This window comes from Bacillus sp. FSL R5-0439 (assembly GCF_038008805.1).
GTDB lineage: Bacteria > Bacillota > Bacilli > Bacillales > Bacillaceae > Bacillus > Bacillus safensis.
In genome coordinates, this window is sequence record NZ_JBBOZW010000001.1 from 2,458,196 (window position 1) to 2,474,273 (window position 16,078).

13 protein-coding genes are annotated in these 16,078 nt (G+C 42.6%); 1 reads left to right on the forward strand and 12 read right to left on the reverse strand.

Annotated elements, in window-relative coordinates; translation table 11 throughout:
• Positions 1 to 3: 3 nt before the first annotated feature.
• The 8 genes from ysxE to hemA all read right to left on the reverse strand — a co-directional run bounded on the left by ysxE (position 4) and on the right by hemA (position 8,961).
• A complete protein-coding gene (gene ysxE, locus NST59_RS12655; RefSeq protein WP_341040689.1) occupies positions 4 to 1,035 on the reverse strand; it encodes a spore coat protein YsxE in 1,032 nt (343 codons plus the stop codon).
• Positions 1,036 to 1,072: 37 nt separating this feature from the next.
• Positions 1,073 to 2,377: a LysM peptidoglycan-binding domain-containing protein gene (locus NST59_RS12660; RefSeq protein WP_341040691.1), complete on the reverse strand. Its 1,305-nt coding sequence runs from the start codon at positions 2,375 to 2,377 to the stop codon at positions 1,073 to 1,075.
• Positions 2,378 to 2,709: 332 nt separating this feature from the next.
• Positions 2,710 to 4,002, reverse strand: a complete 1,293-nt coding sequence (gene hemL, locus NST59_RS12665) for a glutamate-1-semialdehyde 2,1-aminomutase (protein ID WP_341040693.1) — start codon at positions 4,000 to 4,002, stop codon at positions 2,710 to 2,712.
• 27 nt (positions 4,003 to 4,029) lie between these two features.
• Positions 4,030 to 4,998 carry a porphobilinogen synthase gene (gene hemB, locus NST59_RS12670; RefSeq protein ID WP_029706177.1) on the reverse strand — a complete coding sequence of 323 codons (969 nt, stop codon included), beginning with the start codon at positions 4,996 to 4,998 and terminating at the stop codon, positions 4,030 to 4,032.
• On the reverse strand, positions 4,998 to 5,789 hold the full coding sequence (locus NST59_RS12675; RefSeq protein WP_341040695.1) for a uroporphyrinogen-III synthase: 792 nt from the start codon (positions 5,787 to 5,789) through the stop codon (positions 4,998 to 5,000). The genes hemB and NST59_RS12675 overlap by 1 nt, the downstream gene beginning before the upstream one ends.
• Positions 5,786 to 6,718, reverse strand: a complete 933-nt coding sequence (hemC, locus tag NST59_RS12680; protein ID WP_034279812.1) for a hydroxymethylbilane synthase — start codon at positions 6,716 to 6,718, stop codon at positions 5,786 to 5,788. Before hemC ends, NST59_RS12675 begins: the two co-directional genes overlap by 4 nt.
• 37 nt (positions 6,719 to 6,755) lie before the next feature.
• Entirely contained in the window at positions 6,756 to 7,586 is an 831-nt protein-coding gene (locus NST59_RS12685; RefSeq protein ID WP_039180413.1) for a cytochrome c biogenesis protein, read from the reverse strand.
• A gap of 7 nt (positions 7,587 to 7,593) precedes the next feature.
• Positions 7,594 to 8,961 (reverse strand): glutamyl-tRNA reductase, encoded by a 1,368-nt coding sequence (gene hemA, locus NST59_RS12690; RefSeq protein WP_039180415.1) that lies wholly within the window; start codon positions 8,959 to 8,961, stop codon positions 7,594 to 7,596.
• Positions 8,962 to 9,203: 242 nt separating this feature from the next.
• On the opposite strand from hemA, the gene NST59_RS12695 reads away from it, so the two are divergent.
• Entirely contained in the window at positions 9,204 to 9,689 is a 486-nt protein-coding gene (locus NST59_RS12695) for a hypothetical protein (RefSeq protein WP_034279808.1), read from the forward strand.
• Between the two features lie 42 nt (positions 9,690 to 9,731).
• Here the strand turns inward: NST59_RS12695 and yihA are convergent, their stop codons facing one another.
• The 4 genes from yihA to clpX form a co-directional block, all read right to left on the reverse strand.
• Positions 9,732 to 10,319, reverse strand: coding sequence for a ribosome biogenesis GTP-binding protein YihA/YsxC (gene yihA, locus NST59_RS12700; RefSeq protein WP_024423177.1), 588 nt, complete (start codon positions 10,317 to 10,319; stop codon positions 9,732 to 9,734).
• The gene (gene lon, locus NST59_RS12705) at positions 10,316 to 12,640 is read right to left on the reverse strand and encodes an endopeptidase La (protein WP_039180421.1); all 2,325 of its coding nucleotides are present in this window, start codon (positions 12,638 to 12,640) and stop codon (positions 10,316 to 10,318) included. Before lon ends, yihA begins: the two co-directional genes overlap by 4 nt.
• 171 nt (positions 12,641 to 12,811) lie before the next feature.
• Positions 12,812 to 14,473 (reverse strand): ATP-dependent protease LonB, encoded by a 1,662-nt coding sequence (lonB, locus tag NST59_RS12710; RefSeq protein WP_041086484.1) that lies wholly within the window; start codon positions 14,471 to 14,473, stop codon positions 12,812 to 12,814.
• A 137-nt stretch (positions 14,474 to 14,610) separates the two neighbouring features.
• A complete protein-coding gene (gene clpX / locus NST59_RS12715; protein ID WP_024423180.1) occupies positions 14,611 to 15,876 on the reverse strand; it encodes an ATP-dependent protease ATP-binding subunit ClpX in 1,266 nt (421 codons plus the stop codon).
• Between the last annotated feature and the right edge of the window lie 202 nt (positions 15,877 to 16,078).

Consider the following 16,078-nt stretch of genomic DNA (forward strand, 5'->3'; position numbering starts at 1 on the left):
TCGTCATTCCGCTGATGACGAGGCACTTTGTTCTTCTTCAAGCCGTCTAGCCTGCTCAATCTCATGAATCTTCATGACGGTCGGCTCAGAATTTTTCATCTGCCAATACGCTCTTAACAACTGCTGACAGCTTTCCATTTCATCCTGCCCGCCTGCTTCATAAGCTTTTACTGTATCAAACAGCCCTTGCGGATAAGCAAGGTAGCTTAGGAACAAATGCAGTTCTTCCTCCCGAAGAGGGTTTCCTTTTTGATACGTATAAAACAAAGAAGTGCATTCAGGACAAGACGTGGGATAGGTTTTGAATGTCCGAAAGAAATAGGTCAGAAGATCATAGATGGGGGCGGCTTTTTTAGACCGCTCGAAATTGGTGAAATGTCCTGTTCCTACATCATTATACAAAAAATGATGGATTGATAGCTGTCCATGATTTAGCACAACCCGCGTTGTCTCTTTGTCTTTCATTTCTTTATGCCAATCTTCTAATCGTTCAAGCGCAAATTCGCTGGCAGACATTGCCTCTGAAAAATACATAGCAGCGGCCAGCTCAAATGGCGACATATACCACGTTTGTTCTGCCCGCTCTATGAATCGTTCATACATGTCTTTCTCTGTTTCCCATTTGGTCTTGATTTGGGTGTAATGCGCTTCTATCTCTTGCTCTGTGATATCCATCATGACTTCAGTACGCTTATGAAGTCTTGCAATCTCTTGAAATAAATATTCGTGCTTATCGTCCTGCTCTTCTCTCTTTTCATTCGTCAGCCACGGCATCAGATAGTATGCATACTGGCTTTCCCGATGACTTGAGAAAAAGGAACCGCTCTTCGTCCGATAAATCGGCACAAAGGAGCGATATCCCTTTGATTCTAGTTCAAGCATTTGTTCAGTAAATTGCATATGCCGGTTGGCTTTTACTCGCTTCAAGGCAAATACACCCTGCTTTGTATATACCTTGATGACAACAGGACTGACAGGTTCAATATATTCAGCCTCAAGTCCGTATTCGTATAAGACAGATTGGATTTCATCCACGTTCACTCACCACATTTTCTCGGTCAGTCATCGCTTGCTATGCATTGCTTTTTTGATATTCAGGAATATAAAGAATCTGCCCTTCCTCAAGCTCCGCATCAATCGATAATGAGTTTGTGCGAAGAAGCTGCTGCACATTCAATTGATATCTCTCACAAATACGATCGACCGTATCTTCTTGCTGAACTATACATATTTTCATGCGAGAAAAATCTTCCTCCTCCTGCTTAGCGAACAGCTTTGTTAAATAAAGAGAGTTCTCACTGCCAGACGTTTTTCTCACGTCTTCTTCAAGCTCCTCTTCTTCTTGAGCTGACTCATATATTTTAGGTGCTTCCCGTTCATATAACCGCCCGAGCTGATATTCGTCACCCTGCTCCTCTTGCTCAGGTTCCACTTGATAAGCAGGTGATTCAAATGCCGGATATGACTGTACCGTTTCTTCCTGCTCTTCGGCAGCTTCCGGATCTTTTCTCACTTCCACTTCAAAGAATGTATCCTCCCGCTCCTCTTCTTCTAAAAGCTTAGGTGGTTCAAAAAATGGCGGTTCCTGCACGTGAGCTTCAGGGATGGATCGATAGCCAAGTGCCACAGCTTCTTCTTGGTTATTCGGCTGTTCCGGCTCTTCTTGTTCTTCTGATTCTTCCGGTTCTTCGGACACTTCCTCTACTTCCCTGTTCACCAGTTCTATCTCAATTTCTTCTTCCTCTTCTTCTTGATCTTCCTGTTCTTCTTGCTCAGCACGTGTGTCATGTTGGACAACAGGCTGCTTCTCATCATCCTCATGTTCTTCGCCTTGCAGCTCTTTTTGTTCTTCTTGTTCCGGCTGCAACTGATAATCGTAAGCCATATCACCATAATCCTCTTCAGGACGATGGACAAATTCATACGGCTCCTCTACAGGCGCTTGAGGCGTTTCCTCGTCTAACAAGCCCTCAATGGCTAAATCAGCCTGAATGGTAAGCAAACGATTCTCTGTCAGCTGGTAATCAAACGCATCAATAAACACAAACACATCATTTAAATGACTAATTTTGTTCTTCGGAATGGTGATATCGACTGGAAATTGATGCAGAAGCTCCGCCGTTCCGTCTTCTCTTACCTTTACCTCATCTGCTTCCCTGTATGTTGGAAAGGAACTCAATTCACCCAATAGCTCCTCTTGATTTATGTTGTATTCTCCTGTTAGCTCGAGTGAACCTCTAATGGAAACATAATCATTCACTTCTTGAACGAGAATGTCAGGGTCGAGAGAAATTGACAGCAGCTCACTGACTTCCTGTCCGCTTTTAAAATAAATGGATTCTTCTACCGAAAACTGTAATCGATTGTTTTGAGACAAGTCGGTGTCCTCCTTTCATCTAATCCTTAAAAAATAAAATTAGATGTCAATACAGTTGTATGTGGGAGGAAGTGAAAATATGAATCGTTTTCTCCAACGCAAAAAGCCGATATGTCTCCATATCGGCTCAGCGTGTAGACAAACCCTCGCATTCGTTGTCAGTCCTGCGCTCCGGTGCTCACGAATGTCAAATTCGCTCCGCTCCGCTGCTCGTCTTTCCTAGACTGCAAAGGTTTTCTATCACGCTGAAAAAAGACAAAGGGCTAAAATCAAGATCATTTTAGCCTTTGTCAACAATCTAAAGCCGATATGTCTCTATATCGGCTTTTGTTTTATCGACGTAGTTTTTGAAATACCTTTTCCACTGTCTCAATCGTATATTCGATGTCTTCATCTGTATGAGCTGTTGACAGGAATAGTCCTTCAAATTGAGAAGGCGGGAGGAAAATGCCGTAATCGGCCATTTCCTTGTAAAATTCAGCGAATAAAGCAAGATCAGCTGTTTTCGCTTTGTCATAATTGATCACTTCTTCATTTGTAAAGAAGAATCCGATCATGGAACCTGCACGGTTAAACGATAATGGAATTCCGTATGCTTTTGCTGCTTTCGAAATACCTTCTTCTAAACGGTCACCTTTTCGTTTAAACTCTTCATAAGACTCAGGTGTGAGCTGTTTTAGAGTTTCTAAGCCTGCTGTCATCGCAAGAGGGTTACCAGATAACGTTCCTGCTTGATAAATTGGACCACTTGGCGCAATTTGTCTCATAATATCCGCTCTTCCGCCATAAGCACCGACTGGAAGACCGCCTCCAATGACTTTACCAAGACACGTCAGATCAGGTGTGATGCCAAAATAGCCTTGCGCGCAGTGATAATCCACACGGAAGCCAGTCATGACCTCATCAAAAATGAGTAATGATCCGTATTGCTCCGTAATGTCTCTCAGTCCTTGCAAGAAACCTTCTTGCGGAGGGACAACCCCCATATTTCCTGCGACCGGCTCTACAATGACACCAGCGATATCGTCGCCAAATTCTTGAAAAGCAACTTGAATGCTTTCTAAATCATTGTACGGCACTGTGATCGTGTTGCTTGCAGTCCCTTCAGGAACACCAGGACTATCCGGGAGTCCAAGCGTTGCCACTCCAGAACCTGCTTTAATGAGCAAAGAATCACCGTGGCCATGATAGCAACCTTCAAATTTCACAATTTTATTTCTGCCTGTAAAACCGCGAGCTAGACGAAGTGCACTCATCGTCGCCTCTGTACCAGAGCTGACCATGCGAATAACTTCGATGGAAGGGACCCGCTCTGATACAAGTTTAGCTAATTCATTTTCAACTAACGTAGAAGCACCGAAGCTTGTCCCATTTTCCGCTACTCGCTGAATGCTTTCAACGACACGATCATTCGTATGTCCTAAAATCAGCGGTCCCCATGATAAGACATAATCGATGTATTCATTTCCATCAATATCATAGATCTTGGCGCCTTTGCCTCGTTCCATAAAAATCGGGTCTGTGTTGACTGATTTAAATGCACGCACAGGGCTGTTGACACCACCAGGCATTAAATGCTGTGCTTCTTCAAATGCTTGTTTTGATTTTTCATAGCTACGTCCCATTTCAATGTCCTCCTGTCTATCCGTTCTTTATTCTGAGAGCCATTTTGCTGCATCTTTTGCATGATACGTAATGATGAGTTCTGCTCCTGCACGTTTCATACTTGTCAGCATTTCCAGAACAAGCTCTTTTTCAGAAATCCAGCCATTTTGAGCAGCGGCTTTCACCATTGCATACTCTCCGCTCACATTGTAAGCAACAACAGGGAGTGTAAATTCATTTTTCACATCACGCATAATGTCTAAGTAAGAAAGAGATGGTTTGACAATCAAGAAGTCTGCTCCCTCTTCTACATCAGATTGCGCTTCTCTTAGAGCCTCTAAACGGTTTGCAGGGTCCATTTGATATGTTTTACGATCTCCAAACTGCGGTGTACTATGTGCTGCATCACGGAACGGACCGTAAAAAGCACTTGCATATTTCACGGCATAAGACATGACTGGTACATGAATAAAGCCTGCTTCATCCAGTGCCTCACGAATGGCAACAACAAATCCGTCCATCATATTTGAAGGCGCGATGATATCTGCACCTGCACGCGCTTGGCTGACAGCAGTTTTCGCTAATAGCTGAAGAGATTCATCATTTAAAATTTCACCATCTTCAACGATTCCGCAATGTCCGTGATCTGTATATTGGCATAAGCAAGTGTCTGCAATGACCACGAGCTCTGGGAAATGCTTTTTGATCTCAAGCGTTGCTCTTTGAACAATGCCATGATCGTGATACGCCTCACTGCCTACATGATCTTTATGATCTGGCACACCAAATACAATGATCGATTTGATGCCGAGATCAACAAGCTCTTGGACTTCTTCTTTCACAAGATCTACAGAAATATGATACACACCTGGCATTGAAGAGACTTCTTTTCGGACATTTTCTCCCTCTACAAAAAAGATCGGATAAATGAAATCAGATGGTCTTAAAAAGGTTTCTCTGACTAATTCTCTCATTCCTGCGCTTGTCCGCAATCTGCGGTGTCTGTTAAATTTCATCAATGGTTCAACTTCCTTTCAGATAAACGGCACATCAAATCAAGCATTCCGTCTATCGTATAAGTATCTGGGGTTTCAGAAGAAATCCCGTATTGAAGCAGTGCCTCTTTTGTCAGAGGACCAATCGTCACAAAACAGGTGTCAGATGCAGCAAGCATCGCTGCATCTGCTTCCATCACATGCATAAAAGAATGAACAGTAGATGAGCTCGTAAATGTAATAAAATCAAATGATAGCTTCGTCATTGCCGTTTTAAGAGCAGCAATTCCTTCCTCATCCTTGACTGTTTCATATAAAATCCATTCTTTTACCTCTATGCCGAGCGGAACGAGGGTCTCTTTCACCACATCTCGTGATAGATGCCCTTTTGCTACAAACACACGATCTCCTGGGCGTACATGGTCAAGTAATGCATCCGCCAGCTCTTCCGCTATAAATCGTTCTGGCACAACATCCACCTTCAAGCCGTGCTGCTCAAGATAGGCAGAGGTTTTCTCTCCTACAGCAGCTACTTTTAAATGGGATAAGCTCTTATGGAAATGATGGTCTTTTATGTAGTTCAGAAAAAAAGACGCACCATTCACACTCGTGAAAACAAGCCATTGGCTATTTTCTAAGTCCTTTAAAAAGTCCTGCGCTTTTTCTTTTGTGAGCGTAGGCTCAAACCGAATAAGAGAGGTTAAAACCGCATGGCCGTTCAGCGCTTCAATCTTTTGCTGAAACACGCCCGCTTGACGTTCATTTCGAGTGACAAGCACCGTCTGTCCGTGAAGCGATTTGCCTATGCTCATTGAGACAGATCCTTTTTCACCTTGTCGATCAAATCCTTTGCTCCCTTATCGGCCATCTGCTTCGCACACGCTGTCCCAATTGCTTCAGGGTCTGTGCCTGTGACGGTTTCTCGAATAATTGTGTGCCCATCAGCAGATGCAACAAGACCTGTTAGTTCAATTTCATTATGCTCATTCATCGTTGCATAGCCAGCGATCGGCACCTGACAGCTTCCATCCATTTGTTTGAGGAAGGCTCTTTCTGCGAGGACCGTTTTCTTCGTATATTCATTCGTGAATTGGGCGAGAAGCTGCAACAGCTCTTCATCATCCCCGCGGCACTCAATCGACAGCGCGCCTTGTCCAACCGCTGGAAGGCACGTCTCAGGAGATAAAAATTCCGACACAACCTCTTTGCTCCATCCCATTCTGGACAGACCGGCAGCCGCTAGAATAATGGCATCATACTCTTCATTTTTCAGCTTTTCCAATCTCGTATCAATGTTTCCTCGAATCCATTTAATCTCAAGATCTGGTCTTTCCTGAAGAAGCTGTGCGCTGCGCCGTAAGCTACTCGTTCCCACAATTGCACCCTTAGGCAGTTCGCTGAGACTTAGATGATCCTTCGAAATAAGTGCATCCCGCACATCTTCACGCTCAGGAATACAGCCAATCACTAAACCTTCCGGAAGAGCTGCCGGCATATCCTTCATGCTGTGCACCGCCATATCAATATCATGATTCAACATCGCCTGCTCAATCTCTTTAACAAACAGTCCTTTTCCGCCAACCTTAGATAAAGTCACATCTAAAATCTGATCACCCTTTGTTACAATTTCTTTTATTTCAAAAGAATAAGAAGGGTTTAGTTCAGACAGCTTTTGAATGACCCATTTTGTTTGTGTAATTGCCAGCTTACTTCGTCTAGAACCTACTTTAATTGTACGCAATACGTCTTCCTCCCGACAATGCCTTTAAGACTCATCATTATTGAAACCAATGAAAGGTTGATAAGCTACCAAGCAGAAAATAATTGATCATCAGCACAAGGAATGAAGCGACATTCCAAAATGCCACGATTTTGCCCTGCATATTTCTCACCAATCTGATATATAAGTAAAAGCCATATAAAAACAGCATAATAAACGAACCAAGCACCTTTGCATCTGTCCAGTACAACGTATCATACGAGATATATGCCCAAATGATGCCAAGAATTAAACTAAGCAAAAGCATTGGCACACCAATAATGTTTAATACGTATGCCATATGATCCAGCTTTGATAAGTCTTCAATTCTCAAAAGCCATTTTCCCCATTTTTTCTTTTTCAGCAAACGATATTGAAAGAGATAAAGCAGTGAAAATGCAAAAGAAAGTGAAAAGGCACCGTAGGATAAAATCGCCATCGTAATATGAATCACGAGCAGTTCACTCGTCAGCTTCCCCGTTAGTTCTGCTGAATGGAGGTCAGATGGTGTAAAGGTGTGAATCGCCATCATGGAAAAACCGATCACATTTGTAAAAAAGACAATAAATTCAACGCGCAATATCTTTGTGAGGACAAGCGAAAGTGTCACAAGCACCCACGTATAAAAATATAACCCCTCTGCTACATTCAACACAGGGAATCGGTCTGTTTCCATCATAATATAGAACATGTAGACTGTTTGCAGCAGCCAGACAATAGAAAGCAACCAGAAAGCCATTTTTCCAGCCTTCCGGTTGTGTTGAAGAAAATCTATGAAATAGAACAAGACACTTAGTGCATAGATTAAGATCGTTGCTTCATTGAGTCTCGCTACAATGGATTCCATCATCGCTTAATCACTCACTGGCAACTGTAGCAAAGCCTTGTGCCATATTTGGTTTGAACAGCTGAAATGCCCCTTGCTCCACCTGTACAGGTTCGACCTTTTGCTCTTCATCTTCAACCTGTAAATCAAAGATTTCTTTAAAAAGTAAAAGTTTTTCCTCTGCATTTGGCTCCGCGGCAATTTCTTTTGCCTTTAAGATAGGATCTTTCAGCATTTGGTTGATGATGCTTTTCGTATGTTTATTTAACAGCTTCATTTCACGGTTTGTGAGGTTTGGAAGCTTTCGCTCAATACTCTGCATCGTATCGGCTTGAATTGTGAGTGCCTTTTCTCTAAGTGCAGAAATGACTGGAACAACACCTAACGTATTCAGCCATTGCTTAAATTCTACAATTTCTGCTTCAATCAGGAGCTCAACCTGCTCAGCCACTGCACGGCGCTCTTTTAAGTTGGCAGCCACGATGCCTTCAAGGTCATCAATGTCATACAAAAAAGCACCTTCTACTTCAGAAATGGCTGGATCTAAATCACGGGGTACAGCAATATCTACCATAAATAGAGGTCTGCCCTTCCGCTTTTTATTCGCACTTTCGACCATTTCTTTTGTAATGACAAATTGTTTCGCACCCGTTGAGCTGATTAAAATGTCCGCTTCGGATAATGTTTTTTCTAATTGGTTTAAGCTCTTAGGCTCTCCTGAAAAACGACCGGCCAATTCCTTTGCCTTCTCAAACGTTCGGTTGATGACCGTTACTTGGCCAATTCCTTGCCCTTGAAGGTTTTGAGCCGCCAGTTCGCCCATTTTGCCCGCGCCAAGAATCAGGACATGCTTATCAGAAAGACGTCCAAAGATTTTTTTAGCAAGCTCAACCGCTGCATAGCTGACAGACACCGCATTAGACGCAATATCCGTTTCCGCATGAGAGCGTTTTGCAACAGTGACCGCCTGTTTAAATAAATAATTAAAAACGGTACCAATGGTCTTCTCCTCTTGAGCTACTTTAAAGCTGGAGCGTACTTGACCGAGTATTTGCGTTTCACCAATCACCATGGAATCAAGTCCACAGGCCACACGGAATAAATGCTCAACCGCTCCATCGTTTTCATAGAACTTCAAATACGGAGAGACATCTTCTTTTTCTAAACCGAACCAATCGGCTAAAAATCTTTTTATATAAAACCGTCCAGTATGAAGCTGATCTACTACTGCGTAGATCTCTGTTCGATTACATGTTGAGATGACGATATTCTCTAGAATGCTTTTTTCTTCTTTAAGCTTGGACATCGCTGTTCCGAGCTCACTCGGTTCAAAGCTCAGCTGTTCCCGTATCTCAACAGGGGCTGTTTTATAATCTAAACCCACAACAAGAATATGCATAACTTCAGCTTGCACCCCCAACGCCCTGTCTAATTTATAATAATTACAATATAGAATTTATTATTTATAATGATTATAACATATATTCATTTTTAACTGGATAAAAATTGTGAACAGATTTCAAAAATGTTGTGATATAGTAGAAAAATGTTCGACACCGTTTATGCCATATCATCACTTCAAGCAATTTACCAGATTTGGCGCGTGCGGACAAATGATCTGCTTAAAAGAAGGTGACATCTTTGAAGAAGAAATCCATTTTGCTGCCGCTTACTTTACTGGCTGTAGCGCTATATGCCATTCTCTCAGGAGGTCAATTTGACATTTGGAAGGATCAAGAGAAATGGTATACACTTGTACTGCTTTTTGGACTCGCTTTTTTATATCAAGGAAAGAAGGAGCAAGAAAGCGCTCATGTGTTTATCGGTATGCTTATGACAGGCCTTTCGCTACACTTTATTCTTCAGCCTAAATTGGACCACTGGCCAGACACATTTACGATGATTGTATTCATCGTAGGACTTGCACTCTTTGTGAAATCATCTCAGAAAAAAGAATATCGTATTGAAAGTGTTGTGCTGATCGCACTCGGTCTGTTCCTTTATTTCTTTCAGCAAATTACAAAACAGCTAAGTTCCCTTTCGATTCCTACTTCTGGCTTTGAATTGTACTGGCCTTATGTACTGATTGCTGTCAGTCTCCTCTTATTATTTTTAAAAAGGAAATAACTTATACAATAAAAAAGCATCTGCTCATCGCAGATGCTTTTTTTAGCCGTTTACTTTCGCAAGGATCGCATTCCAGGCTTCATCTTTCCCCTTTTTTGTTTCAGAAGAGAATAAGATGAGTTCATCTGATGGGTCAATGTCGAGCGTCTGTTTGACGACTTTCGCATGTTTTTCCCATTTGCCTTTTGGAATTTTATCCGCTTTTGTAGCGATGACGATCACGGGAACTCCGTAATATTTAAGGAATTCATACATGTTCACATCATCTACTGATGGCTTATGACGCAGGTCCACAATTTGGACAACTGCTTTTAATTCTTCACGCATTGTAATATACGTTTCGATCATTCTACCCCAGGCTTCGCGCTCTGTTTTTGATACTTTGGCAAAGCCGTAGCCCGGAACGTCCACAAAATGGAGCATATCATTAATAATGTAGAAATTAAGCGTCTGTGTCTTACCTGGTTTAGAAGACGTACGCGCTAAATTTTTACGATTAATCAATGAGTTGATGAACGAGGACTTTCCAACATTTGATCGTCCAGCAAGCGCGATTTCAGGCAGTCCGCCGCTCGGGTACTGCTCTGGTTTCACCGCACTAATGACGATATCTGATTTTGTTACTTTCATCTTCCCTCTCCTACCAACGCTTTCTCAAGCACCTCATCTAGATGTGAGACCGGAATAAAGGTTAGTCCTTCTCTCACACTTTCAGGAATATCATCAATATCCTTCTCATTGTCCTTTGGAAGAATAATGGTTTTCAATCCTGCACGATGTGCGCCTAATGCTTTTTCTTTTAGTCCGCCAATTGGAAGCACTCTTCCTCTTAACGTTATCTCTCCTGTCATACCAACCTCTTTTGATACAGGACGTCCTGTGAGTGCTGATACAAGAGCCGTCGCAATGGTGATACCAGCTGATGGCCCGTCCTTTGGAACCGCACCCTCTGGAACATGGATATGAATATCGTGCTTTTCATTAAAATTAGGATCAATGTTCAGTTCATCTGCTTTGGAACGAATATAACTGAATGCCGCCTGTGCAGATTCTCTCATAACATCACCAAGCTTACCTGTTAACAAGAGCTTGCCTTTACCAGGCGAGAGTGATACCTCAATTGATAGGGTGTCTCCGCCAACTGTCGTATACGCAAGTCCTGTAACAACCCCCACTTGGTCTGTTGTTTCAGCCTGACCATAACGGTAAAGTCTTTTTCCAAGGAATTCAGATAAGTTCTTTTCCGTCACTGTGATGCGTTTTCGGTCTTCAGCCACAATCGCTCTTGCCGCTTTTCGGCAAATGGCCGCAAGCTGACGCTCTAACCCGCGGACTCCTGCTTCTCTTGTGTAATAGCGGATCATATCATAAATCGCTGCTTCACGAAGCTGCAAGTTCCCTTTCTTTAATCCGTGCTCCTTTAGCTGCTTCGGCAGAAGGTGATCTTTCACAATCTCTGCTTTTTCAACCTCTGTATACCCTGCAATCGTGATAATCTCCATTCTATCACGAAGTGGGCCCGGAATGGTTGCTAAATTGTTGGCAGTGGCAATAAATAACACTTGTGATAAATCAAATGTCTCTTCAATATAGTGATCGCTAAAGTTGTGATTTTGCTCTGGATCCAGCACTTCAAGCATCGCAGAAGACGGATCACCTCTAAAATCAGAGGACATCTTATCAATTTCATCTAAAAGAAACACCGGATTCATTGTGCCTGCCTTGCTCATCCCGCGAATGATGCGGCCTGGCATCGCGCCTACATACGTTCTTCTATGTCCACGAATCTCAGATTCATCACGCACACCGCCAAGAGAGATACGGATAAACTTTCGGTCAAGTGATTTAGCAATCGATTTGGCAAGTGACGTTTTCCCTACCCCAGGAGGTCCTGCTAAGCAAAGAATCGGTCCTTTTAATGAATTGGTCAGCTTTTGTACAGCAAGGTATTCAAGCACACGTTCTTTGACCTTTTCCAGCCCATGATGCTCATCATCTAAAATCTCACTTGCCAGCTTTAAATCTAGACGATCTTCTGTATAGATGCCCCATGGAAGATTGATCAGCCAATCAATATAATTTCGAATGACAGAGCTCTCCGCAGAGCTTGAAGGAATTTTTTCATAACGGTTCAATTCTTTTAGTGCCGTTTCACGAACAGAATCCGGCATGCTGGACTCTTCGATTTTAGACATTAATGAACTGACTTCGCCCGTTTTTCCTTCTTTGTCACCTAGCTCCTTTTGAATGGCTTTCATTTGTTCACGCAAATAATATTCTTTTTGCGTTCGTTCCATTGAACGTTTGACGCGCTGACCAATTTTCTTTTCAATCTCCAGCACTTCTTTTTCATTGTGGATTAAGCTGATGACACGGTTCAGACGTTTTTTAACATCCACTGTTTCCAGTACTTCTTGTTTGTCCTTTAATTTAAGCGGCAGGTGAGAAGCGACGATATCTGCCATTCTCCCCGGTTCCTCAATATCCGTCACCGTTGCATATGTTTCAGCTGAGATTTTTTTTGAAATTTTTATGTACTGATCAAAGTGATCTAACAAAGTGCGCATGAGTGCTTCTGCTTCTGCGTCCTTTAAATCTTCTTCTGCCAACTCTTTAATATCGACGGACGTATAGTCCTCAAGCTCCACATATGATTCGATCTGCGCTCGATTTAAGCCCTCTACGAGTACACGAATCGTTCCATTCGGCAGCTTCAGCATTTGTTTGATTTTTGTGTAGGTGCCGACTTTGAAAATTTCCTCTTCACCTGGTTCATCTATTGAAATTTCCCGCTGTGTTGCTAGAAAAATCATATGATCGTTCATCATCGCCTGTTCTAATGCTTGAACAGACTTCTCGCGTCCAACGTCCAAATGCAAGACCATTGTTGGATAAACAAGCAAGCCTCGCAATGGGAGGAGCGGAACATTCTTTTTGATTTCATCTGCCATGTTGATTGACACCTCCGTCACTAGTATGAATCATTATAATATACCTGTTTCAGTCTTGTACAATGTAAAAGACTTGAGAAATGATGATCTTACCGTAGTATACCCTTTCTTTTTATCTTGAAAAAGAAAAAAAGATCTATTTCACTAAAAAATCCCCATATGTGATGGGGATTAAACAGATTTTCTTTTCATTTCCTCTTCTAGTCCATCTTTCTTCTCGTCTGGCGGGTTGACCAAACACTGATCCAGCACCTCTTGGAAGTGCTTCACAGGCACAATGGTGACGCCTTCAATCTCTTTTAAGATCGACTGCTGGTTGTCATAAGGAATAATCACGGTTGTGGCACCAGCTTGTTTCGCCGCTTTAATCTTCGGTATCACACCGCCGATCGGCTTCACCTGACCCTGCAATCCGATTTCACCTGTCATTGCTGTCAGATGATCGATCGGGATTTGATGAATGGCAGAGAAAATCGCCGCCGCCATGGCAATCCCAGCAGACGGTCCATCAATCGGGGCACCGCCTGGGAAATTAATATGGATGTCATATTCATTTGTCCGTATGCCTAAGTTTCTCAGCACTGTTAATACATTTTCAACAGACCCTTTGGCCATACTTTTTCGTCTAATGGATTTAGACTGACTGCCAATGCTTTCTTCTTCGGCAATGCCTGTAATGTTGATACTGCCTTTTTCAAGCGCCTTACATATATTCACTTCAATCTCAAGCAACGCACCACTGTTTGGACCGTAGACAGCCAGACCATTCACTACCCCGACTTTTGGCTTTTCCGGTACTTTTTGTTCATACCTTGGTGTCAGCTGACTTGAATGAATGACCCACTCGACATCTTCGATCGTGATGTCTTTTCGGTTTTCTGTGACGGCCATTCCAGCGGCGATCTGCACCATATTGACTGCTTCACGACCATTTTTCACATAAGAGGTTAACAGGTTCAACCCTTCATCACTTAATTCCTTTTGGATTTTTTGGACAGCCTTAGCAGCAACAATTTTCAGTTCATGCTGGTCAAGGTCCTTAAAGAAAATTTCCAAACACCTTGAGCGAATGGCTGGTGGAATTTCTTCAGGTGTTCTTGTCGTAGCACCAATCAACCGGAAATCAGCCGGAAGCCCATTTTGAAAAATATCGTGGATGTGATTCGGAATTTGGGTGTTTTCCTCACTGTAGTAGGCACTGTCTAAAAATACTTTCCGATCTTCAAGGACTTTCAGCATTTTGTTCATTTGGATCGGATGCAGTTCGCCAATTTCATCAATAAACAGAACCCCGCCATGAGCATGCGTAACGGCTCCTTGTTTTGGCTGCGGAATGCCTGCCTGTCCCATCGCTCCCGCCCCTTGGTAAATCGGGTCATGCACGGAACCAATGAGTGGGTCTGCGATGCCCCGTTCATCGAATCTTGCGGTTGTGGCATCGAGCTCCACAAATACCGCATCTTTCTTAAACGGTGAATCAGCATGACGCTTCGCTTCTTCCATGACAAGACGGGCAGCTGCTGTTTTTCCAACTCCCGGTGGGCCGTAGACAATGACATGCTGAGGATTTGGTCCGCAAAGCGCTGCTTTTAGAGCACGAATGCCGTCTTCCTGCCCTACAATATCTTGAAACCCCTTTGGCCGGACTCTCTCTGATAAAGGCTCACTCAGCTTGATTGAGCGCATCTTTCTGAGTGCTTCCATTTCTTTCTTTGATTCTTTGTCTATCGTCACCTTTTGTGTGCGCTGATTTCGCAGTAAGTTCCAAAAGTACAGCCCGATGACGATACCAAAGAACAGCTGTATAAATAATACGATTCCTGTCCAGCTCAATCGGTGCTCCCTCCTTCATCTATCGTATGTATTGGTTTCTGTCTGCTAGTATTTCCTAGAGCTGGACGGAATAAACACATCTTCCACGATAAATAAAAAACTCCTGAATCAAAATGATTCAGGAGTGAGACTTCTCTTTATGCAGATGTTTTTGTATCTTTGTTGACGACTGTGCCATCTTTTAACACAAGACGCGGCGGCTCACCATCAGCAACCGTTGCACCAGTGATGACACATTTTTCAATATCATCACGAGATGGAAGGTCAAACATCACATCAAGCATGATGCCTTCAATGATCGAGCGAAGACCACGAGCTCCTGTTTTACGCTCAATTGCTTTTTTCGCAATTTCGCTAAGAGCATCTTCTTCAAATTCAAGCTCTACATCGTCAAGCTCAAGCATTTTTGTATATTGCTTAACGAGCGCATTTTTAGGCTTCGTCAAGATTTCTACAAGTGCTTTTTCATCTAACGGCTCTAGGCTTGCAATAACCGGTAGACGACCGATGAATTCTGGAATTAAACCGAAGCGAAGCAAGTCTTCTGGCAGTACTTTTGATAGAAGAACTTCTTTTTCAAGATCTTCGACTTTATTTTCCGCACCGAATCCAATTACTTTTTGACCTAAGCGGCGTTTGATGATTTGCTCAATGCCGTCAAAAGCTCCACCACAAATAAAGAGGATATTTGTTGTATCGATTTGAATGAATTCTTGATGAGGATGCTTACGTCCACCTTGAGGCGGTACACTAGCAACTGTTCCTTCAAGAATTTTCAAAAGGGCTTGCTGGACACCTTCCCCAGATACATCTCGAGTAATAGAAGGGTTTTCTGATTTTCTTGCTACTTTATCGATCTCATCGATGTAGATAATGCCTTTTTCCGCTTTTTCTACATCATAATCCGCTGCCTGGATCAGCTTTAGTAAAATATTCTCTACGTCTTCACCAACATAACCTGCTTCAGTTAATGATGTTGCATCTGCGATCGCAAATGGAACATTTAAAATACGAGCAAGTGTTTGAGCAAGTAATGTTTTACCGCTTCCTGTTGGTCCAATCATAGAAATATTACTTTTCGAAAGCTCAACATCATCAATCTTGCTGTTGGAATTGATCCGTTTGTAATGGTTATAAACCGCTACAGCTAAGGATTTTTTCGCATTGTCTTGTCCGATGACATATTCATCAAGAATCTCCCGAATTTCATGAGGCTTCGGAACATCCTTGAATTCAACTTCTTCCTCTGTGCCGAGCTCTTCTTCAACTATTTCCGTGCAAAGCTCGATACATTCATCACATATATATACGCCAGGTCCTGCGACCAGTTTACGCACTTGATCTTGCGTTTTTCCGCAAAACGAGCATTTTAATTGACCTTTTTCCTCGTTGAATTTAAACATTCTTTCACCCCTTATTCTTCTTCACTTGCCTGTAGCTAACAGTCAGCTACCTTTCTGGGTCCAGTATGTATGCATTTTACCATACTTTCCTAAAAGACGGTAACGATGTGTTTCTAACACCGCACATTGAGATATGTATGACAGAAAGATGCGACTTACACTATCGTTTCCAAAAGAAGCGATGATAAGTCAAAAATTGTAC